Origin of the sequence: Arthrobacter sp. UYCu512, from assembly GCF_040547075.1 — a bacterium.
In the GTDB taxonomy this organism is placed as follows: domain Bacteria; phylum Actinomycetota; class Actinomycetes; order Actinomycetales; family Micrococcaceae; genus Arthrobacter.
Window position 1 is genome coordinate 44421 of record NZ_JBEPPA010000010.1, and the last position, 20144, is coordinate 64564.

The following is a 20144-nucleotide window of genomic DNA, read 5'->3' on the forward strand; positions in this document are numbered from 1 at the left end:
GGCGAATAGGATAGGGAATCATGCACACACCAACACCGGGGCAACAGCCCGGCCCGTACCGCAGGACGGCCGCCTGGCGGCGCAGGACACTGCCTGGTGTCGCCGCCGCACCGGCCGCGCAGGGGTTCCGTGAGCACTTGCGGCTGGGTCGCAAGGGCCTCGCCATCGGCGTGGACATCGGCGGGACCAAAGTGGCCGCGGGCGTGGTGGACGCGGAGGGCCGGATCCTGGCCCGGGCCAAGCGGTCCACCCCCGGCGATGACCCCCGCGCTGTTGAACAGGTGATTGTGGAGCTGGTCGAGGAACTGGGCGCGGGCCACCGGGTCTGGTCGGTAGGAATCGGAGCGGCCGGCTGGATGGACCTCGACGGCGGCACCGTGCTGTTCAGCCCCCACCTTGCCTGGCGCAACGAACCGCTTCGGGACAATTTGCAGCGGCTGCTCCGACGGCCCGTACTGCTGACCAACGACGCCGATGCCGCAGCCTGGGCAGAGTGGCGGTTCGGCGCCGGGCAGGGCCAGGACCGCCTGGTGTGCATCACGCTGGGCACCGGAATCGGCGGTGCCATGGTGATGGACGGCCGGATCGAACGCGGGCGCTTCGGGGTGGCCGGGGAATTCGGCCACCAGATCATCATGCCCGGCGGGCACCGCTGCGAATGCGGCAACCGCGGTTGCTGGGAACAATACGCTTCCGGCAACGCGCTCGGCCGGGAAGCCAGGGAACTGGCCGCCGCCAACTCCCCGGTGGCGCAGGAGCTGCTCAAAGCAGTGGACGGCCGCGTTGAACTCATCACCGGGGTGATTGTCACCGAACTTGCCAAGGCCGGGGATGCGACGTCCCGGGAGTTGCTCGAGGACGTCGGGGAGTGGCTCGGACTAGGACTTGCCAACCTGGCGGCTGCACTGGACCCGGGAAAGTTTGTGATCGGCGGCGGGCTTTGCGATGCCGGAGAATTGCTTGTCGGCCCGGCACGGAAGGCTTTCGCCCGGAACCTCACCGGCCGCGGCTTCCGCCCGGCGGCGGACATCGCGTTGGCCGCCCTTGGCCCGGATGCCGGCCTGATTGGTGCTGCCGACCTGTCCCGGGTCAGCAGCCGTATGCACAGCTAGATGCGTGCGCCGTCGTCGTGTTCATCCTTTTCGCCCGGCAGCTTCATGATCAGGAAAACCACCGACGCCGCAAACGCGGCCACCATTGCGAGGATGGCGAGCAGCGGGGCTGAGCGCCAAAACATCGCGGACATCACAAGCGCCACCGGCCCACCGACCGCCCCCAGCCACGCCAGGACCGTCATCGGATCGGCTCCGGCAAGGCTTGGCGGTTCTTCCGGCACGAACTCATCCGGCATCATCGGGTCGTCCGCGGCCCCGGGATAGTCCCGGGGGCCCCCGGCGTCCTGCGGCCGGCCGGCAGCGGCCCGCCCCTCAAGCCGTCCCCGCGCCTGCCGCTCCTCGGCGGAAAGTTCAACCGGCACCACCGCCGAGAGCCCCAGTGGGTCGAAATCGCTGAAAGGCCGGGGGGTCGCGTCGCTGGCTGCGCCGGTGGGCGTATCGGATGGTTCCGCGCCGCCCGGACCTTCCCGGGCCTCCGGACTCCCGGAGACTTCCGCAGGGTCCGGGGATTCCAGCCGCGCGACGAGGTCCAACCAGACGGCGTTGTCCTGGTTGGCGCTGGAATCCGGAGAGCCGGAGTCCGGTCTAGTCATCTGCGGTGTCCTTTTGGCGGGTATGGACGGGGTCCGGGACGCCTCCCGCAGCCAGCGACCGGACAAATTCGGCCGAGCCGCGGAAGATCTCGGGGGCATCGTTGTCCATCGTAGCCACGTGGTAGCTGTTTTGGAGCCGGATGACCTCCAACGGGGCGTGCGTGAGGCCGCGACGAAGAGCCACCATACTCGATTCGGAAACCACATGGTCAACCGCTGAACGGTACACCCGCACCGGGGCGGTGATCCGGGGGAGGAGCCTGACGGTGTCCTTGAACATCTTGTTCAACTCGTGTGCGGCGGCGACCGGTGTCCGGGAGTAGGCACCTTCATCGATGCCTTCCTTGCGGATGTCGTTGGCAATCGCCGGCGTACTCTTCAGGACAAACTTCAGGATGCCCGCCAGCGGCGCCCGGGGATCGTCGATGACAAGGCCCGGGTTGACCAGGACGGCCCCGGCAACGGGCCGCGTCGCGGCAATGCGCAGCGCCAGCGCCCCGCCCATGGACAGCCCGGCGACGACCACCAGATCACATTCACCGGCCAGCTCAAGGTAGGCGGCGTCGAGAGCGGCGTGCCAGTCCTGCCAGCGTGTCCTGGCCAGCTCTTGCCAACTGGTGCCGTGCCCGGGCAACAGCGGCATCCGCACGGCGTAGCCGGCGCCGGCCAGGGAGCTGGCCCATTCCCGGACACCGTGCGGGCTGCCGGTGAAACCATGCGAGACCACAACGCCGGTGCGGGTGCCGGTCCCGGTGAACGGGCTGCTGAACGGCGTGTGGTCCAAGGGGATGCTCATGGGGTCTCCGGAGATGTGCTGGCGGGCGGGGCAGGCGACGGCGCTGACTGCGGCGCGGCGTCTGCATGGCGCAGGAAAAACTGAACGGACTGCTCGAAAATCAGGGGGGCATCGACGTCGAGCGTGGCGACGTGGCCGCTGTCGGGCAGGCGGACCAGATTCAGCGCGCGGGAGCCAAGACGCTTCCGCAGCAGTTGCACCGAGGTGGGCGGAACCACAGCATCGGTATCGGATTTGAAGACGACGGCCGGGGCGCTGACTGCGGAAAGTTCGCGCGCCGTTGTCCTAAAAAGCCTGCTCAGCTGGTGGACGGCTGCCAGTGGGGTAAGGGAGTAGTCGCCGTCCTCGGTAGCTGGCGCGGTGGGATTCGCTTCCTGGACCGGGACGGTGGTGCGCTGGAAGTGCTTCAGCAGGCCGATGTAGCGCACCCTGCGGTCATAGAAGCCCAAGCCGGGGTTCACGACGGCGACCCCGGCCACGGGGTGGCGCGCCGCCGTCCGCAGCGCGATGGTGCCGCCCATGGACAGTCCGGCAACGAAGCAGTGCCGGGTTCCGGCGTCGAGTTCCAGATAGGCGTCCTCAAAAGCCCCATACCAGTCCCGCCAGTCGCGGGTGGCCAAATCGCGCCAGTCCGTGCCATGTCCGGGCAGCAGCGGTACAGAGACAGCAAAGCCCTGTCGGGCCAGGTGCCGGGCCCAGGGAAGGACGCTCAGCGGACTCCCGGTGAAGCCGTGGCAGATGGCCACGCCGATGCCCGCATTGGCTCCGTGGCCGGGATAACTGAACGCCGCGGGTGCCAGGGGAGTGCTGCTTCCGGTCATAAGCCCATCGTGTCACTGTTCCGGACAAATCTCACTAGAGTAGGGTTTCAGTGAAGTCCCGCCGGGTCCGACGGAGGGTCTGCCAGACGCCTTCCGGAGAGGTACACCACGTGTTTTATTGGTTTATGAAAACGTTCGTTCTCGGACCGGTCCTCAAGACGCTTTTCAGGCCCTGGGTCAAGGGCCTGGACAACGTCCCCGCCGCGGGAGCAGCAATTGTGGCCTCCAATCATCTGTCCTTCTCGGATTCGATCTTTATGCCGCTGATGGTGCCCCGCCCGGTGGTGTTCCTGGCGAAATCCGAGTACTTCACCGGCAAGGGGATCAAAGGCCGGCTGACGGCTGCCTTCTTCCGGCTCACCAACCAGCTCCCGATGGACCGCTCCGGCGGTGCTGCGTCAGCGTTGTCACTGAATGCCGGCATGGACGTGCTGAAGAACGGTTCGCTCCTGGGCATCTACCCCGAGGGCACCCGCAGCCCGGACTCCCGGCTGTACCGCGGCAAAGTCGGAGTGGCGCGCCTGGCCCTGCAGGCCCGGGTCCCCGTGATCCCGGTCGCGATGATCGGTACGGACAAGGTCCAGCCGATCGGCAAACGGATGCCCAACATCCGGCGCATCGGGATGATCTTCGGTGAACCGATGGATTTCAGCCGGTACTACGGCCTGGAGGACGACCGGTTGATTCAGCGGTCCGTCACCGACGAGATTATGTACGAACTGATGCGGCTCTCCGGACAGGAATACGTGGACGAGTACGCCGCCGTCGTCAAACTCCGGCTCGCCGGGAAGGCTGCCGGGGCTCCGGAGGACGGCGCGTCCGGCGCCGGCCCGGCCGCGCCCGGGACCGAGTAGCCTGACCGTGTGACGGCAGCGGTCCGGTCAATGACGCCCCGGGTCCGAGGATGGCCATGGAGGCAACTATCCTTAGAAGGTGACTGAGTTATCTGCGCCTTCGGCCTTTCCCCTGAACAGTTCCGCCAGTGGCTCGCCGCTGGCCGGCTCCGCCCTGACCAGCACCGCGCAGAGCGGTGCCGCCAACTATCCCGGCCTGGACCACTGGCGGGAGCTGCCCGTTTCCCAACAGCCGAGCTGGTCGGATCAGGCCGTCTTCGAGGCTTCAGTCAAGGAACTCTCCGTCCTCCCGCCGCTAGTGTTCGCGGGCGAAGTGGACATCCTGCGCGAACGCCTCGCCGCAGCGGCGCAGGGCAAGGCGTTCCTGCTCCAAGGCGGCGACTGCGCCGAAACGTTTGAGGCCGCCACCGCTGACAAGATCAGTGCCCGCGTCCGCACCATCCTCCAGATGGCAGTCGTCCTCACCTACGGCGCCGCCATGCCGGTCATCAAAATGGGCCGGATGGCCGGGCAATTCGCCAAGCCGCGCTCATCCAATGATGAGACCCGCGACGGCGTCACGCTGCCGGCCTACCGGGGCGACATCGTCAACGGCTACGATTTCACGCCGGAATCCCGCGCCCACAACGCCGGCCGGATGCTGCAGGCCTACCACACCTCCGCTTCCACCCTGAACCTGATCCGGGCGTTCACCCAGGGCGGTTTCGCGGACCTGCGGCTGGTGCACCAGTGGAACAAGGGTTTTACCGAGAACCCCGCCCATGCCCGCTACGAGTCGCTGGCGCGGGACATTGACCGTGCCATCAAGTTCATGGCCTCCTGCGGCGCGGATTTCGAGGCGCTTAAGCGGGTGGAATTCTACGCCAGCCACGAAGCGCTGTTGCTCGACTACGAACGTGCCCTGACCCGGATCGACTCCCGCACCGGATTCCCGTACGACACCTCCGCGCACTTCCTTTGGATCGGTGAGCGCACCCGGGAACTGGACAACGCGCACGTCGACTTCCTCTCGCGGGTGCGGAACCCGATTGGTGTGAAGCTTGGTCCCGGCACCTCCGGCGACGACGCTCTGCGCCTGATCGATAAGCTGGACCCGGACCGTGAACCCGGCCGCCTGACCTTTATTACCCGGATGGGCGCCGGCAACATCCGGGCGAAGCTCCCGCCGCTCGTGGAGCGGGTCACCGCTTCCGGCGCACAGGTCCTCTGGGTGACCGATCCGATGCACGGCAACACGGTCACCTCACCAAACGGCTACAAAACCCGGAACTTCGATGACGTTATCGATGAGGTGCGCGGCTTCTTCGAGGTACACGACGCGCTCGGCACAGTCCCTGGCGGCCTGCATGTGGAGATGACCGGCGACGACGTGGCTGAGTGCCTCGGCGGAGCAGACCCGGTCGACCAGGAGGCCTTCCTAGACCGGTATGAATCGGTCTGCGATCCACGCCTGAACCACATGCAGTCGCTCGAAATGGCCTTCCTGGTGGCCGGAGCCCTGTCCAAGCGTTAAACCGGGAGTTCCGGCACTAATCCGGAACGCTCCTCAGTGGGAAAAGCTCCGCCGGCTGGTTCAGCCGGGCGGAGCTTTTCTGCAGCTCGGGCCGCAGCCGGCGGCACTGACGTAGGCCAAGCCCCCGGGTCACACCACAGTAAGCGTAATGGTCGAGCCTTCCGGAACCCCCGTGTTCACCGGATCCTGGGCACGGACCGTGCCGAAGAACCCGCCGAGGATGTTGTCAACCTTGACCTTAAAGCCAAGCTGCTCCAAGGCTTTTTGGGCTTCCGCGGCCTGTTTCCCGATGAAACTGGGTACCTGGACCAGCTTGGGGCCCTTGGAAACGGTAAGCGTCACGGTCCCGCCCTTGGTCAGGTTGCCGGAAGGCGGGTCCTGCGACACCACGGCGCCCTTTGGCACTGCCCGATCGAAGACGGGATCGGGCGCCACCGCGGCTTTCAGGCCGGCGGCCTCGATGGCCTTGACCGCGTCGCCCTGCTGCTGCCCGCGCACGTCCGGCACCGGAATGGGCTGCGGCCCCTTGGAGACGGTGAGATCCACCGGAGTGCCGTGGCGCACCGGGTTGCCGCTGCGCGGCGCCTGTGCCAGGACAGTGCCGGCGGGCGCGGTTTCATCGTACGTTTCGCCGATCTGTCCCAGCGCCATGCCCGCGCCGTTGAGGGAGGTCTTGGCCTCTTCCAGGGATTTGCCGGTCAGCTGGGGCAGTGCGAACAGTTCGGCGCCTTTGGAGACTGCGAGTGAAACCGGCTGGAACTTACGGATGACTTCCCCCGCGGTGGGCGCGGATTCGACCACCAGTCCGGGGGCAACGTCGTCATCGAAGACGTCCCTGGTGCTGGACTGGAAGCCGGCCGTGCGGAGCAGTTGCTGGGCTTCGGCCACGGTCTTGTTCTTGAGCTGTGGAATCGTTCCGGGGGAGCCCGGGCCCATGCCAAAGAACCAGCCTGCCCCGCCCGCCAGCAGCGCAGCGAGAACCAGCAGCACGATCCACAACAGGCCGCGGCGGCTGGCGTTGCCGGCTCGCAGGCTCCGGACCGGCGTTGCCGCGGCTCGCTGGCGTGACCGATCGTCGACGCGGTCCTGCTTGCGCTGTGCCCGTTTGCTGCCCGGAACCGGTGGCTCCGGTTCGGGATTGTTATCCTCCGGGTAAGTAGCTTCCTCCGGGGCGGAGAGCGGACCGTAGCCGGGGTGCCGCGGAGAGGCGGACATTACAGCGGTGGGGTGGTTGCCGCCGGCGATGAATTCCGTGGCGTGCTGGCCGGCCCCGATGACTTCGGTGGCGCCGTTGCCGGGTATATGGTGCTGATCGCCGCCGGGTCCCGATGTGGCAGGGCCTGCTATCAGGGGGATCGCAGGGCGTGCCGCAGGGGGTTGCAGGTCGAGTTCGGCGTCGCTGAGGTTCCGCCGGATGTGGCGTAGCTCGGAGAGCAGGGCGGTTCCATCGACGGGCCGTTTGTCGGGGTCGTTGGCGGTGCACCACTGCACCAGTTCGTCGATTTCGGCAGCGAGTCCCGGCACCAGTTCGGAAGGGGCGCCAACTGCGGAGTTCACGTGCTGGTAGGCAACCTGGATCGGCACCTCGCCGTCGAATGGTTGTTGGCCGGTGATCATCTCGTAGAGCATGATGCCGACCGAGTAGATGTCACTGCGTGCATCGGACGGACGGCCGAGGACAAGTTCCGGGGACAGATACGCCACGGTTCCAATCAGCGCACCGGTGCTTGTCGACGTCGAAATAGCGCGGGCCAGTCCGAAGTCGCCGAGTTTGATTCGGCCATCGTCTGCGATCAACACATTCTCGGGTTTGATATCCCGGTGCAGAAGCCCCGCGTTGTGGGCTGCCCCGAGGCCCTCGACGACCGGGTCGATCAGCGCGAGGGCGAGGCGCGGTGGCAAGGCGCCCTTGGTTTTGAGGACGTCGCGCAGGGTGTGGCCTTTGATGTACTCCATCACCAGGTAGGCCGCCCGGTCATCCTCGCCCTGGTCCAGGACGCCCACAACGTGCGGGTGCGAAAGCCGGGCGGCTGCCTTGGCCTCGCGGCCCAACCGGTCGAGGAATTGCGGGTCGCCGGCGAGGTGGGGGTGCAGCACCTTCAGGGCCACATCCCGCTCAAGCCGCTGGTCGGTGGCCACGTACACGGTGGACATGCCACCGCCGGCGAGCCTGGATTGAATCAGGTACCGGCCATCCACGAGGGTGCCAACTAGCGGGTCCGACGAGTATTCCTGCACCATACGATCCTAATCGCTGCACGGAAACGGGCCCGGATCAACATGCGATCCGGACCCGTATCGTTATCCGCCCGAGGCCGGGCCAAGCGGCTGAATGCCGCGGCCCCGCCATGCCCGGGCTCCTAGCCGAAGGTTTTCTGCAGCGACTTGATGGATGCCACGTAGCGCTTGGTGTCGTCGTACATGCCGTACTTGCTGACAGAGTACTGGCCCTGGTAATACCCGGCGATGGCCGTGTCCAGGTCCGGGCTCGAACGGATCAGCTGGCGGATGATGGCGACGCCGGCCGTCGCGTTGTCGTAAGGGTCCAACAGGTTGAGCCGGCGTCCCACCAGGTCCGAAGCCCACTCGCCAGACGACGGAATGACCTGCATGGTGCCTATGGCATTGGCGGGGGAGACCGAGCGGTGGTCGAAGCTGGATTCCTGGAAGGCGAAGGCCATCGCCAGCGAGGGATCGACGCCCATCCGCCGCGCTGTGTCGGCCACGATGGATTTCATCTGTTCGCGGCTGGGGACGGGCGAGGCGTTGAGCAGGGCCTTGTTCGCGTTGGCGGAGCTCACGACGGCGGCCGGGTAAGTGAAGCCGAGAAAGCTGCCCGGGACGAGGGGCGTAACGGTGGCGGCCGGCGGGGTGGCAGCCGGGGCGACGGAGGACGGCGTGCTCGGCGAGCCCGTGAGGGCGAGCTTCTGGCCAGGGTAGATGATGCTGCTCATCGTCAGGCGGTTGGCGGAAAGGATATCGGCGAGCTTGACGCCGTTCCTGGCCGCGATGGCGGAGAGCGTGTCGCCGGATTTGATGGTGTATGAAGCCGAGGCGGGCGCAGCCGGCGCCGGAGCAGGGGCCGCCGGGGCGGGGGCGGGGGCTGAGGGGGCCGGTGCCGCAGCGCCGCCGCCGATCTTGATCTGCTGGCCCGGGTAGATAATTGAGCCCATGTTCAGTCCGTTCCAGCCCAGGACCTCGGAGAGCTTGACGCCGTGGCGGGCTGCAATGGCGCTGAGGGTGTCGCCGGACTTCACCGTGTAGGCGCTGCCGGCGGCGGCCGAGGGCGCCGGCGCAGCTGGTGCTGCGGGGGCGGGAGCCTCGCCCGAGCCGCCGAGCTTGATCTTCTGGCCGGGGTAGATGATGGTGTTCGACTGCAGCCCGTTCAGCTTCAGAATGGCGTAGGTATCCAGGCCGAACTTGCCGGCGATTCCGCTGATCGTGTCACCGCGGGCAATTGTGTACTCCGCCGGGGCGGAAACCTGGGCCGGCCGGAACGCTGCGGGCACGGCCGCCGGCACAAAACCGGCAGGGATCAACGCGGAACTCAGCGACCGGACGGTCTGTCCCTGGGCCTGGGCTTGAATGGCCGCAGCAAGTGTGGCCGGGATGACACGGGGACGCGACTCCGCTGCGGCCGGCTGGGCGATGGCCAGGGAAGACAGCACGACGGCGGGAAGGGCAGCCGTCGTGGCGGCAATCATCGGCAGGCGGGGCCTCGCGTTTGTTTTCGGCGAACGTGACGTCGTCATAGGAAAGGTCCTCTTCTTAGCGGCGACCGCTGCGGTCTACCCGGCGTTACTGGTGTTACCAGTGTGACTCATGTTAATGCTGTTACAAATGTGATCTATGTGAATATCTCACGACTCGCGATTTAGTACAAGAACAGTTTGATATTCCGCAAACAAGTCATTCTGGAGTGTCGGCGAGGGCTCCCGCGGCTCCAGCGGACATGTTCAACGGTGCCGCGGGGGATCGTCCGGCGGGCGCCGACTAGGCGCAGAGGCCGCCGGCATGGCAATCTTGATCCGTGAGCAATGTAGAAAGCCTTGTGGGCGAATGGCTGCCCCTGCCCGATGTCGCACAGCTTCTGAATATGTCAATTACCAAGGTGCATGCGCTCCTTGACGAACGTGCAGTGGCGGCATTGCGGGTCGGTGAACGCCGGATACGCTGCGTTCCTGCAGAATTCATCCAGGACGGCCACGCCGTCGAGAGCCTTAAGGGAACAATTGTCGTTCTGGCTGACGCCGGTTATTCCGACGAGGAACTTATTACCTGGCTGTTTACGCCGGACGAATCCCTGCGCGGCCGGCCCATCGATGCACTGCGCGAGGGCCGCAAGACGGAAATCCGGCGCCGGGCGCAGTCCCTGGCCTGGTAGCCGCTGGTTTCTGCCGCGCGGACACCAATTGTCGTTAAGCAACGACGCGGGCCTTGCACCTCAAAGATGAGGTGCAAGGCCCGCGTCGTTGGTGCTGTTGCAGGACAGCCCGGCGCTTAGGCTGCGCGGCTGACTGCGGCCTCGGCCAGTTTCCTGAGCGCAGTTTTCGGCAACTCCTCCAGCTGCAGGACATCCAACGCGGCAAACGCCGCCTGCCCGAATTCCTCGATGAGCACCTCCGTGGCCTGGAGCGCGCCGCTGTCCGTGATAATACGGCGGATTTCGTCGACGTCGTTTTCGTCCAGTCCGGGGCTGCCGAGCCTCGAGTCGATGAACGCAGATTCGGCCGGGCCGGCCAGATCCAGGGCAAACGCGATCAACACGGTCCGTTTACCTTCGCGGAGGTCGTCTCCGGCCGGTTTTCCGGTGGTCACCGGATCCCCGAAGACTCCCAGGACGTCGTCGCGAAGCTGGAAGGCCTCGCCCAGCGGGAGGGCAAACGCCGAATAGCCACGGAGCAGTTCGTCTCCAGCGCCGGCCAGTGCCCCGCCCAACGCCAGCGGATGTTCCGTGGAGTACTTGGCCGACTTGAAGCGGATGATGGACTTCGCCCTGCTGACCGCTCCGGCCCGGTCCCGCCTGGGCCCGGCTACTTCCTCGAGGATGTCCAGGTACTGGCCCGCCATCACCTCGGAGCGCATCAGGTTGAAAATCAGCCGTGCCCGGCTTCCAGCGGCCGCGCTTTGCCCGATCTCGGTAAACGATTCCTCGCTGAAGGACAGGCACAGGTCTCCGGTCAGAATAGCGGCGGCATGCCCGAACCGTTCGCTGTCCAGCGCCCAGCCCTGGGTCTCGTGTAATTCCCTGAAGCGCCGGTGCACGCTGGGACCGCCCCTGCGGGTGTCCGAGCGGTCAATGATGTCATCGTGGATCAGGGCCGCGGCCTGGAAAAGCTCCAGCGCCGCACCGGCCGTCACCACATCGGAGGATCCGGCGCCGCCGCCGGCACCCCGCCAGCCCCAGTAGCACATCAGCGCCCGGAGGCGCTTTCCGCCGGTGACAAGGTTCGAGATGGATCCCATCAGCGGATCTATGTCCGGCGAGATCGAGGACATCAATGACTGCCGGGTGGTCAGGAAATCCGTGAGTTTCCCGGCAACGGCGGCGACATACGCGGCCTGTTCCAGGCGCAACTGTTCAATGAGGGTCACTTGACGGACTCGGGGGCGACATTCGCGCCAATGGTGAACGTGGAGATACCGGCGGCTTCGATCACCGAAATGTTGACAGTTTCGCTGTCATTGCGCAGGAAGTCCTTCGACGGGACGGTACCGACGGATTCTCCCGGAACGGCCTGGAAGCCCTGGGCAGCCAGCACTGTTGTGTAAAACGCCAGCACTTCGGCCGACGGAGCGGAGATGCTTCCGACCAGGGCGACCGTGGCCGGGGTTATGGTCTTGTCAAAGCTGCTGGAGACGACTTTCGCGCCGGGCATCACCGGCAGGAGCTTCGCCGGGAACCCGGGAACCATGGCGCCAACGGTGGCCGAGGTGCCGGGTGCTGCCGGCGGGCTGGTCGAGGCTGTGGCGGAGGGCTGGGCGGCGGTCGGCGCGGCCGAGGCCGACGCGGAGCCCGGGGCTGTGCCCCCTTGGTCGGCGGGCGTGCAGGCGGCCAGGGCCAACAGCGTGCCCGCCGCCGCAACGGCTACCGCAGCGCGTCTGCGCTCTCGAAATTCCTTCACAGGGACTTTCCTCCTGGTGTTGACGCCGGATGCAGCTTCCAGTTTAGTCAGTCCCCGGGCATAGGATTGAAGTCGTGGGGCAGGAGCGGGATAACCAGCAGCGGGAGCAGCCTTCCGGTGGCGTACCCTCCCGGCCCGGTGAGGCACAATTGCGGGAGCTCCGGCGGAGCAGCATTATGCACGTGGATATGGATGCGTTCTTTGTCTCCGTGGAACTTCGCAGCCGGCCCGCACTGGTGGGCAAGCCCGTTATCGTCGGCTACCCTGCGGACCGTTCAGTTGTGCTGTCCGCTTCCTACGAAGCCCGGAAATTCGGTGTCAAATCCGCGATGCCGATGGTGGTTGCCATGCGGATGTGTCCATCCGCCGTCGTGATCGAGCCCCGGCACAAGCTGTACTACGAGGTTTCCGGCCAGATCATGGAAATTTTTGGTTCCATTACCGAACTCGTTGAGCCGCTCAGCGTGGACGAGGCCTTTCTCGACGTCGGGGGCGCCATCCGGCGGCTTGGTCCGCCCCGCGAGATCGGCGAACTCGTCCGCACCCGGGTCCGCAGCGAACTGGGCATCACAGCATCTGTTGGGATCGCGGCCAGCAAGTTCGTGGCGAAGATTGCGTCCACCCGCTGCAAGCCGAACGGACTGCTGCTGATCGGTCCGGAGGAGACGGTCCCTTACCTGCACAGCCTTCCGGTCAGCGCTCTTTGGGGCGTCGGTGCCAAGACCGTGGAGGTGCTCGCCCGGATGGGCATCCGAACCGTCGCCGACGTCGCGGCCTCCCCGCTGCCGTCCCTGCGCAAAGTGCTCGGCGCCTCGGGGGAGCACGTCCACCGGCTGTCGTGGGGGATTGATCCGCGCCCGGTGACCCCGGTGCGGCTGGAGAAAAGCATCGGTGCGGAAGAGACCTTCGCGGTGGACACCGCCGACGAGGCATTACTGCACCGCGAACTGCTGCGCCTCTCGCACCGGACAGCGGAACGGCTCCGCAGCGCCGGCATGCACGCGCGAACCGTGGCGCTTAAGCTGCGCTACGCAGACTTCTCCACGATCACCCGCAGCCGGACGGTCAGCACCCCCATCGACAGCGCGCAATTGCTGTACGCCGTCGCCGTCCAGTTGCTCGGGTCAGTCGGGGACCGCCCCATGACCGTGCGGCTCGTGGGGATCCGGGCCGAGCAGCTTGAGGAGGCGGCCCAGGCGCCCCTGCAGTTGAGCCTTGACCGCAGGGACGATAACTGGCGCGCCGCCGAGCAGGTCCTGGACCAGGTGACCCGTAAATTCGGGACAAAATCGGTACTTCCGGCCCGTCTGCTTGATCTCGGGAATACCCCGGGCTGAACCCGGCAGTTCCGTGGTCCTGTTCATCACGCCAGGGGGACTTTCGGCATCTTTCAGAACGGGGCACAACAAACTATCCTTATTAATACGAAGGTTTGGAACGACTGGATCGAGCGTTCGGATTAATGCAGGACCAGCTGGACACCCCGGAAGGGGCCGTGGAAGATCCCATTCGACCACCGACGGTGAATGGGAACCACACGGGATGCCCGCACGTTGTGGTTTTAGGGACACTGGTCGCGTCAGTCCGGACGTTGGCCGACTTAAGGAGGTCGTGATGCCGCTCTCGGAGCACGAACAGAAGTTGCTGGAGCAACTAGAGAAGCAGCTGCATGAGGACGATCCCAAGTTCGCCAGCTCGATGGGCTCGGACGCGGGGCGTTCATGGTCCACCCGCCATCTTGTGATCGGCGTACTGGCCACACTTGCCGGCATTGTGCTCCTGCTCTTGGGTGTAACGATTCAGGTCATCGTTGTCGGAGTCCTTGGATTCGTTGTTATGGGCGCTGGGGTTTACTACGCGACCATGCGGGGAGCCGCCGTTGGCAAAGCCAGGGCCGCTGGAGCGGACCGGAAATCGGGGAAGCCCAGGAGTTCATTCATGAGCAGCCTCGAGGAACGCTGGGACGAGCGGCACCGCGGCGAACCCTGAAGGGGCCGCCGGGCCCGTCCCGGTGTCGGCTCGTTGTTAAGCCTCCGGTAGCTGCCTCCACTTTCCACCACGGGAAGGACCGGCCGCAAAAAAAGATCCGCTTCGGCGGGTCTTTTTTCGTTAACTTCTGACTAGCGGGCCCAACTGAGGCGTTGCAGCGGCGCGCCGGGCTGCGGGGGAGGGCCCCGGCAAGACCCCACCCAAGCCCGTGTTGCCCGGACCGCCGCCGTGGCACCGCGTTTTCCTCCACTGCCAACCACCGGGCCCAGTTCCCTGCAGTTGCGGGGGACCGGAAGGAACGACGGGCGCAAATTGCGGCCGAAACCGGCGGTGTGTCGTTGACTGTGGAGGGATGTGGAGTAATGTGGAGGCCGTAAGAGGGTAGTGGCAGCACGGGGGACGTTGGGCTTCCTACGAACAGACAGGCGGTGGGCCGTGTTTCTCGGCACACATTCGCCGCGTCTGGACGAAAAGGGACGAATTATCCTTCCCGCCAAGTTCCGCGAGGAACTTGCCGGCGGACTGGTTCTCACAAGGGGCCAGGAACGCTGCATCTACGTCTTCAGTGAGGCGGAATTCGGCCGTGTTCACGAGCAAATGCGCGAGGCACCAATCTCCAGCAAACAAGCTCGCGACTACATCCGTGTTTTCCTCTCCGGAGCCTCTGACGAGGTGCCTGACAAGCAGGGGCGCGTGACGATTCCGCCGGCGCTCCGGGAGTATGCAGGGCTCGGCAGGGAACTGGCCGTTATCGGCGCAGGCACCCGTGCGGAGATCTGGGACGCCCAAGCCTGGAGCGAATACCTCGCTGAAAAGGAAACGGCCTTCTCGGAGACCGATGACGCAATACCGGGGATTCTGTGAATCCCCGCAGGAACCAAGCAGCACTGCACGATTCTTGACCGAGATCTCCAGCCGCCCATCCTGCTGTTTTCCTGGCTCACTTCCCCGGAGCCAGGCGGACGCAGGATAGGCGCGGATGGGGATCTGGATCAAGAAGCGGCACCAACAGCCAGCAACCGCACTCCAGGCATCAGCCCAACCACGAAAGGACGCAGGCATGACGGACCCTGACCAGTCGAAGCCTACGTCCGAACGGCATGTACCGGTCCTCAAGGACCGGTGCATCAATTTGTTGGCACCCGGATTCGACGCGGCACGCAGCCGCGGCGAGAGCCCCGTCGTCATCGACGCGACCCTGGGCATGGGCGGTCATTCCGAGGCGATGCTGCAACGCTTTCCGGACTTGCACCTGATCGGCATCGACCGCGATGAGGAAGCACTGGCCCTCGCGGAAGAGCGCCTCAAGGCTTTCGCAGACCGGATCGACCTTGTGCACGCCGTCTACGACGAGATCCCTGAAATCCTGGAAGACCTCGGCTTCGCGGAAGTCCACGGAGTCCTGATGGACTTGGGGGTCTCATCGCTCCAGCTGGACGAACGCGACCGCGGTTTTGCGTACTCCTTCGACGCCCCGCTGGACATGCGGATGGACCTGAGCCGCGGCCAGACCGCCGCCGACGTTGTTAACACCTACAGCGAAGAAGACCTTGTCCGGATCATCCGAAAATGGGGCGAGGAGAAATTTGCCGGCCGCATTGCCAACCGCATCGTGACCGTCCGGGCTACGAAGCCGTTTACAACGACCGGGGAACTCGTCGAGCAGATCCGCGACGTTGTACCGTCCGGCGCCGCCAAAACGGGCGGACACCCTGCGAAACGCACCTTCCAGGCGCTCCGGATCGAGGTCAATGAAGAACTCGATGTCCTCGAACGCGCCGTTCCCGCAGCGATCACCTCGATCGCACTCGGCGGCCGGGTTGTGGTGATGTCCTACCACTCGCTGGAAGACAAAATCGTCAAGGGCTTCTTCCAGGCCGGGTCCAAATCGTCCGCGCCTCTTGGTTTCCCGGTGGAACTGGAAGAACACAAGGCCGAGCTGAAAACTCTGACGAAGGGCACCGAAGTGCCCACCGCCGCAGAAATCGCCGAAAACCCACGCGCCGCGTCCGCCCGGCTCCGCGCAGTGGAACGCATCAAAACCAGGAGAGCCGTATGAGCACCGCCGCTGTCAACAGATTTCCCGTTGCCGCAGGCGCAACGGCCCGGGCACTGCCCGCGGGTTCCCCCGGCACCGGCCCCGCCAGGAAGGAGCGCACCCCGCTTTCACTGGTCCGTTCGGCCCCGCGGAAACGCCGCGCACCCTTCGTTGTGCTGTGCTTTGGCCTCCTTGCGGTCGCCCTGCTGGCCGTGCTGGTCCTGAACATCTCCGTCTCCACGGCCCAGTACCAGCTGGTGCAGCTGCGGGGTGAACAGTCCACCCTGACGAAGCAGAACCAGGACCTCACCCAGCAGGCGCAGAACTTTGACGCCCCGCAGAACCTGGCTGCCAAGGCCACCGAGCTGGGCATGGTGGCCTCCATCACCAAGGGCCAGATCGACCTGTCCACCCTGACCGTCACCGGCAAGGCCAAACCTGCGGTGAAAGGCGACGCCCCCGGAGCCGTTATCGCCGCTCCGGCCGTCGCAGGACAGCTCAGCGTCGTCCCGCCGGCCACAGTCAATGAGCCGCTCGCGAACCGTAAGCCTTCGCAGGACGCCCCGGTGCCGGCCGTGCCCGCGGCAGCTGTACCCGCGCCCGCTGCCGTGCCGGTCCCCGCCGCGCCGGCGGCTGAACTCCACGGCGGGTCCGTTCCCGCCCCCGCGCAGAAGATCCCGGGACAGTAACGCAGCTCGGATCACCCGCCAGGCAAAAGCAAGGAAACATCGTGGCTCAGAACACCGGCAAGGCAGGCAAAGCGAAAGCGCCGAGCACAACCCGGCGGCTGCGGCTGGGCCTTGGCCTGATGCTGACACTCCTTCTCGTCGTCGGCGGGAAACTCTTCCTGGTCCAGGGCCTCGACGTCGGGGGGATGGCCGAGGCCGCGCTCCAGAACCGGCTCACCCCCATTGAGCTGCCGGCCGAGCGCGGCAGCATTCTGGACACCAACGGCAATGTCCTGGCCAGCAGCGTGATCCGCTACAACATCGTGGTCGACCAGACCGTAAATACCAAAACCGAATCCTTCCGCCGGCTGGAGCAAATGGACGGCAAGGAACAACTGGTCAAAGTCTCCCGGGACCAGGGCATTTCCGAACTTGCCGCGGTGCTGGGCATGGACAGGGACACGGTGAAGGACGCCCTTACCGGTGAACAGCGCTACTACATTGTGGCCAAAGACCTGAAGCCCGACGTCGAGGACCGGATCTCAAAGCTTCGGATCCCAGGCATCGTCACCGAGGGCACCAGCAAGCGGGTTTACCCCAACGGCTCGGTGGCTGGCGGGATCGTCGGCTTCCTGAAAGACGGCAGCACCGGCCAGGCCGGCCTCGAGCAGACCCAGGACGAGATCCTCAAGGGCACCCCGGGCAAGCGGCTGTTTGAGATCGGTGCAGACGGACTGCGCATCCCGGTGGGAGTGGACCAGCTGACGCCGGCCGTGAACGGCAAGGACATCAAGCTCACCCTGAACTCTGACCTCCAGTACTTCGCCCAGCAGGCGATCCAGAGCCAGAAGGACAAGCTCAGCGCCGAATGGGGCGTGATAATCGTCTCCGATGCCAAAAACGGAAACATCATCGCGATGGCGGACACTGATGCACCCGACCCCAACGATCCCGGCAAGGTGGCGGCCAAGGACCGCGGCGTCCGTGCCGTCACGGCCGCCTATGAGCCGGGCTCGGTGGAAAAGATGATCACCGCCGCCGCCGCGATCGAAGAAGGCACGGCCCACCCGCTGGACCACTTTACGATTCCGCCGACCTACACCGTCGATGGCCAGACTTTCACCGATTCCTTCGTGCACGGTACTGAAGAGCGGACCCTCGCCGGCATTGTCGGGTATTCGATGAACACCGGCACAGTGATGGTGGGCCAGCGGCTCAGCAAGGAGAAACGTCACGACTGGCTGCAAAAGTTCGGTATCGGCGAAGCGCCGGACATCGGGCTGCCCGCCGAGTCCACGGGCATCCTGACCCCCGCTGAGCAGTGGGACGGGCGCCAGCAGTACACGGTCCTTTTCGGCCAGGGTGTCTCGCAGTCAACCCTGCAGACAGTCCGCGCCTACCAAAGCATCGCTAATGACGGCGTTATGCTCCAGCCGCGCCTGATCGACAGCTTCATCAACCCGGACGGCACCGAGGAGAAGGTCCCGGCCCAGGCGCCCCGGCAGATCGTCAGTGCGGACACCGCCAAACAGGTCCGCGATATCCTGGAGAGCGCCGTGACCGAAGGTGAGATTAAGGACGCCGCGATTGACGGCTACCGGGTCGGAGCGAAGACCGGGACATCCGAATCTCCCTGCGACGACGGCAAATCGGGCTTCTGCGGCTATACCGCCTCCATGGTGGGGATGGCGCCGATGGACGATCCGCGGTTTATTGTTGAAGTGGTCCTGCAACGGCCCAAGGGCAGCATCTACGGAATCACGAACGGACCGGTGTTCCGGTCCGTGATGAGCCAGACGCTGCGGACGTTCAACGTTCCGCCCTCCACCGGGGAGCCCGCCCGGTTGCCGCAGTACGCCAAGTAGGACCAAGCGCCACCCAGCACCCGAACCAAGGACTGCAGCCAGTGGCCGGAGGATTCCTCCGCGCAGCAGGTCCAGATCCACCAGCACCACCTACGGAGATCCACGTGTCAGATCAGTTTGCCCCCGGCGCTTCCGCCGCGCCGTCCGGCCCGGGGTCCACCCGCGGCTTCCGGCCCACCGCGGTTGCTGCAGTGCCGCTGGCAGCCATTGGCGAAGCGATCGGCGTCGACGTCCCCGGAGCTTCGGGGGCCGTACCGGTTACCGGGATCTCGCTGAATTCCCGCACCGTGCAGCCCGGAGACCTCTACGTGGCACTGCCCGGCGCGAGCCGCCACGGTGCCGACTTTGTCGCCCAGGCCGTGGAGGCCGGTGCGGCCGCCGTTCTGACGGACGACGCCGGCGCGCGCCTGCTGGCCTTCTCCCACGACATCGCCGTGCCGGTACTGCTGGCCCAGGAACCCCGCAGCCTCGTCGGCGGACTGTCCGCCCTGATCTACCGGAGCAGGCCCGACGACGCGATCGCTCCCGCCCTCTACGGCGTCACCGGCACCAACGGAAAGACCACCACCACATACTTCCTCAATGCCCTGCTGCAGGGCCTTGGACAGAAGACGGGACTGATCGGCACCATCGAGATCCTGGCCGGCGGCGCGCCGATTCCCAGCCTGCTCACCACGCCCGAGTCCACGGACGTCCATGCCCTGCTGGCGCTGATGCGCGAACGCGGCCTGGACGCGGCCTCGATGGAAGTCTCCTCGCATGCTGTGGCGTTCCACCGGGTGGACGGGGTTGTGTTCGACGTGGCCGGTTTCACCAACCTGACGCAGGACCACCTTGACCTGCACGGGAGCATGGACGAGTACTTCCAGACCAAAGCCCGGCTCTTTACGGCCGGACGGGCCCGCGGCGCAGTGGTAACCGTTGACGACGCCTGGGGCGTCAAGCTCGCAGCCACCGCTGGCATTCCGGTCACCACCCTGGCCACGCAGGCTGACAGCGCGGCGGCCCCGATCCGTGCGGAAGCGGACTGGACCGTCCACAACCAGGCACCGCGCGGACTCGGCACCGATTTCACCCTGCGGCACCGCGACGGCACTCAGTTGCGTGTGCACACCGGGCTGCCCGGCAGCTTCAACGTCGCCAACGCCGCACTGGCCACGGTTATGGTGCTCGCGGGCGGCCACGGTGCCGACGCCGTCCAGGCTGCCCTCGACGCGGCGGAACCCTTCACCGTCGCCGTTCCCGGCCGCATGCAGCTCGTCTCCACCGCCCCCGCCGCGGTGGTCGACTTTGCCCACAACCCGGACGCCCTGGCCCGGGCACTCGAAGCCGTCCGCTCCCCGCAACCGGGCTCCCGGGTGATCGTTGTGTTCGGCGCAACCGGACAACGGGACCAAAGCAAGCGGCCCGCCATGGGAGCCATCGCCGCACGCCTTGCCGACACGGTAATTGTCAGCGACGATGACCCGCACGATGAGGACGCCGCCGCAATCCGCGCCGACGTTATGGCTGGCGCACTGGACGCCAAAAAGCACGAGGGCCTCAGCTGCAGCATCATCGAGGTGTTCCCCCGCGCGGCCGCCATCCGGAAAGCCGTGGAACTCGCCGGTCCGGCGGACACAATCCTCGTCGCAGGGCGCGGCCACGAAATTTGGCAGGAGGTCAAGGGCGTCAACCTCGCCCTTGACGACCGGGTGGAGCTCCGCTCCGCCTTGACAGCCCGGGGATTCACCGTTCTCGAAGACCAGCGGATAGAGTCCTAAACCG

General features: G+C 65.9%; 18 protein-coding genes. 11 read left to right on the top strand and 7 right to left on the bottom strand.

Annotated features, from left to right (window positions below; translation table 11 throughout):
- Nucleotides 1-20 precede the first annotated feature (20 nt).
- Nucleotides 21-1112, top strand: coding sequence for an ROK family glucokinase (locus tag ABIB49_RS12045; RefSeq protein WP_226776008.1), 1092 nt, complete (start codon nt 21-23; stop codon nt 1110-1112).
- Here ABIB49_RS12045 and ABIB49_RS12050 read toward each other — a convergent pair.
- From ABIB49_RS12050 to ABIB49_RS12060, 3 genes are read right to left on the bottom strand one after another with little or no spacing between them, the layout of a single operon-like run.
- A complete protein-coding gene (locus ABIB49_RS12050) occupies nt 1109-1708 on the bottom strand; it encodes a hypothetical protein (RefSeq protein WP_354157114.1) in 600 nt (199 codons plus the stop codon). The genes ABIB49_RS12045 and ABIB49_RS12050 overlap by 4 nt on opposite strands.
- Nucleotides 1701-2504 carry an alpha/beta hydrolase gene (locus tag ABIB49_RS12055; RefSeq protein WP_226776010.1) on the bottom strand — a complete coding sequence of 268 codons (804 nt, stop codon included), beginning with the start codon at nt 2502-2504 and terminating at the stop codon, nt 1701-1703. Before ABIB49_RS12055 ends, ABIB49_RS12050 begins: the two co-directional genes overlap by 8 nt.
- Nucleotides 2501-3325: an alpha/beta hydrolase gene (locus ABIB49_RS12060; protein ID WP_354157115.1), complete on the bottom strand. Its 825-nt coding sequence runs from the start codon at nt 3323-3325 to the stop codon at nt 2501-2503. The genes ABIB49_RS12055 and ABIB49_RS12060 overlap by 4 nt, the downstream gene beginning before the upstream one ends.
- A 110-nt stretch (nt 3326-3435) precedes the next feature.
- Between ABIB49_RS12060 and ABIB49_RS12065 the strand changes: the two genes are divergently transcribed.
- Both ABIB49_RS12065 and ABIB49_RS12070 read left to right on the top strand, forming a co-directional pair.
- Nucleotides 3436-4179, top strand: a complete 744-nt coding sequence (locus tag ABIB49_RS12065) for a lysophospholipid acyltransferase family protein (protein WP_226776012.1) — start codon at nt 3436-3438, stop codon at nt 4177-4179.
- Between the two features lie 139 nt (nt 4180-4318).
- Nucleotides 4319-5692 (top strand): class II 3-deoxy-7-phosphoheptulonate synthase, encoded by a 1374-nt coding sequence (locus tag ABIB49_RS12070; RefSeq protein ID WP_226776017.1) that lies wholly within the window; start codon nt 4319-4321, stop codon nt 5690-5692.
- Nucleotides 5693-5821: 129 nt separating this feature from the next.
- Here ABIB49_RS12070 and ABIB49_RS12075 read toward each other — a convergent pair whose 3' ends face one another.
- On the bottom strand, nt 5822-7933 hold the full coding sequence (locus ABIB49_RS12075) for a Stk1 family PASTA domain-containing Ser/Thr kinase (RefSeq protein WP_226776013.1): 2112 nt from the start codon (nt 7931-7933) through the stop codon (nt 5822-5824).
- 119 nt (nt 7934-8052) lie between these two features.
- On the bottom strand, nt 8053-9444 hold the full coding sequence (locus tag ABIB49_RS12080) for a lytic transglycosylase domain-containing protein (RefSeq protein ID WP_282468111.1): 1392 nt from the start codon (nt 9442-9444) through the stop codon (nt 8053-8055).
- A 278-nt stretch (nt 9445-9722) separates the two neighbouring features.
- Between ABIB49_RS12080 and ABIB49_RS12085 the strand changes: the two genes are divergently transcribed.
- Entirely contained in the window at nt 9723-10076 is a 354-nt protein-coding gene (locus ABIB49_RS12085; protein ID WP_226774323.1) for an Rv2175c family DNA-binding protein, read from the top strand.
- Between the two features lie 116 nt (nt 10077-10192).
- Here ABIB49_RS12085 and ABIB49_RS12090 read toward each other — a convergent pair whose 3' ends face one another.
- A complete protein-coding gene (locus ABIB49_RS12090) occupies nt 10193-11287 on the bottom strand; it encodes a polyprenyl synthetase family protein (RefSeq protein WP_226774322.1) in 1095 nt (364 codons plus the stop codon).
- Entirely contained in the window at nt 11284-11817 is a 534-nt protein-coding gene (locus ABIB49_RS12095; protein WP_226774321.1) for a hypothetical protein, read from the bottom strand. Before ABIB49_RS12095 ends, ABIB49_RS12090 begins: the two co-directional genes overlap by 4 nt.
- A 176-nt stretch (nt 11818-11993) precedes the next feature.
- Between ABIB49_RS12095 and dinB the strand changes: the two genes are divergently transcribed.
- The 7 genes from dinB to ABIB49_RS12130 all read left to right on the top strand — a co-directional run bounded on the left by dinB (nt 11994) and on the right by ABIB49_RS12130 (nt 20140).
- A complete protein-coding gene (gene dinB / locus ABIB49_RS12100; protein WP_354157137.1) occupies nt 11994-13154 on the top strand; it encodes a DNA polymerase IV in 1161 nt (386 codons plus the stop codon).
- A 277-nt stretch (nt 13155-13431) separates the two neighbouring features.
- Nucleotides 13432-13806: an SCO2097 family morphological protein gene (locus ABIB49_RS12105; RefSeq protein ID WP_226774320.1), complete on the top strand. Its 375-nt coding sequence runs from the start codon at nt 13432-13434 to the stop codon at nt 13804-13806.
- A 435-nt stretch (nt 13807-14241) separates the two neighbouring features.
- Nucleotides 14242-14670, top strand: coding sequence for a division/cell wall cluster transcriptional repressor MraZ (mraZ, locus tag ABIB49_RS12110; protein WP_226774319.1), 429 nt, complete (start codon nt 14242-14244; stop codon nt 14668-14670).
- A 196-nt stretch (nt 14671-14866) separates the two neighbouring features.
- Complete coding sequence (gene rsmH / locus ABIB49_RS12115; RefSeq protein WP_253033153.1) at nt 14867-15865, top strand: 16S rRNA (cytosine(1402)-N(4))-methyltransferase RsmH; 999 nt, start codon at nt 14867-14869, stop codon at nt 15863-15865.
- Nucleotides 15862-16533, top strand: a complete 672-nt coding sequence (ftsL, locus tag ABIB49_RS12120) for a cell division protein FtsL (RefSeq protein WP_282359873.1) — start codon at nt 15862-15864, stop codon at nt 16531-16533. The genes rsmH and ftsL overlap by 4 nt, the downstream gene beginning before the upstream one ends.
- Nucleotides 16534-16574: 41 nt before the next feature.
- Nucleotides 16575-18377 carry a peptidoglycan D,D-transpeptidase FtsI family protein gene (locus ABIB49_RS12125; RefSeq protein ID WP_226774316.1) on the top strand — a complete coding sequence of 601 codons (1803 nt, stop codon included), beginning with the start codon at nt 16575-16577 and terminating at the stop codon, nt 18375-18377.
- A gap of 104 nt (nt 18378-18481) precedes the next feature.
- Nucleotides 18482-20140 (top strand): UDP-N-acetylmuramoyl-L-alanyl-D-glutamate--2,6-diaminopimelate ligase, encoded by a 1659-nt coding sequence (locus tag ABIB49_RS12130; protein ID WP_283480622.1) that lies wholly within the window; start codon nt 18482-18484, stop codon nt 20138-20140.
- Nucleotides 20141-20144 lie beyond the last annotated feature (4 nt).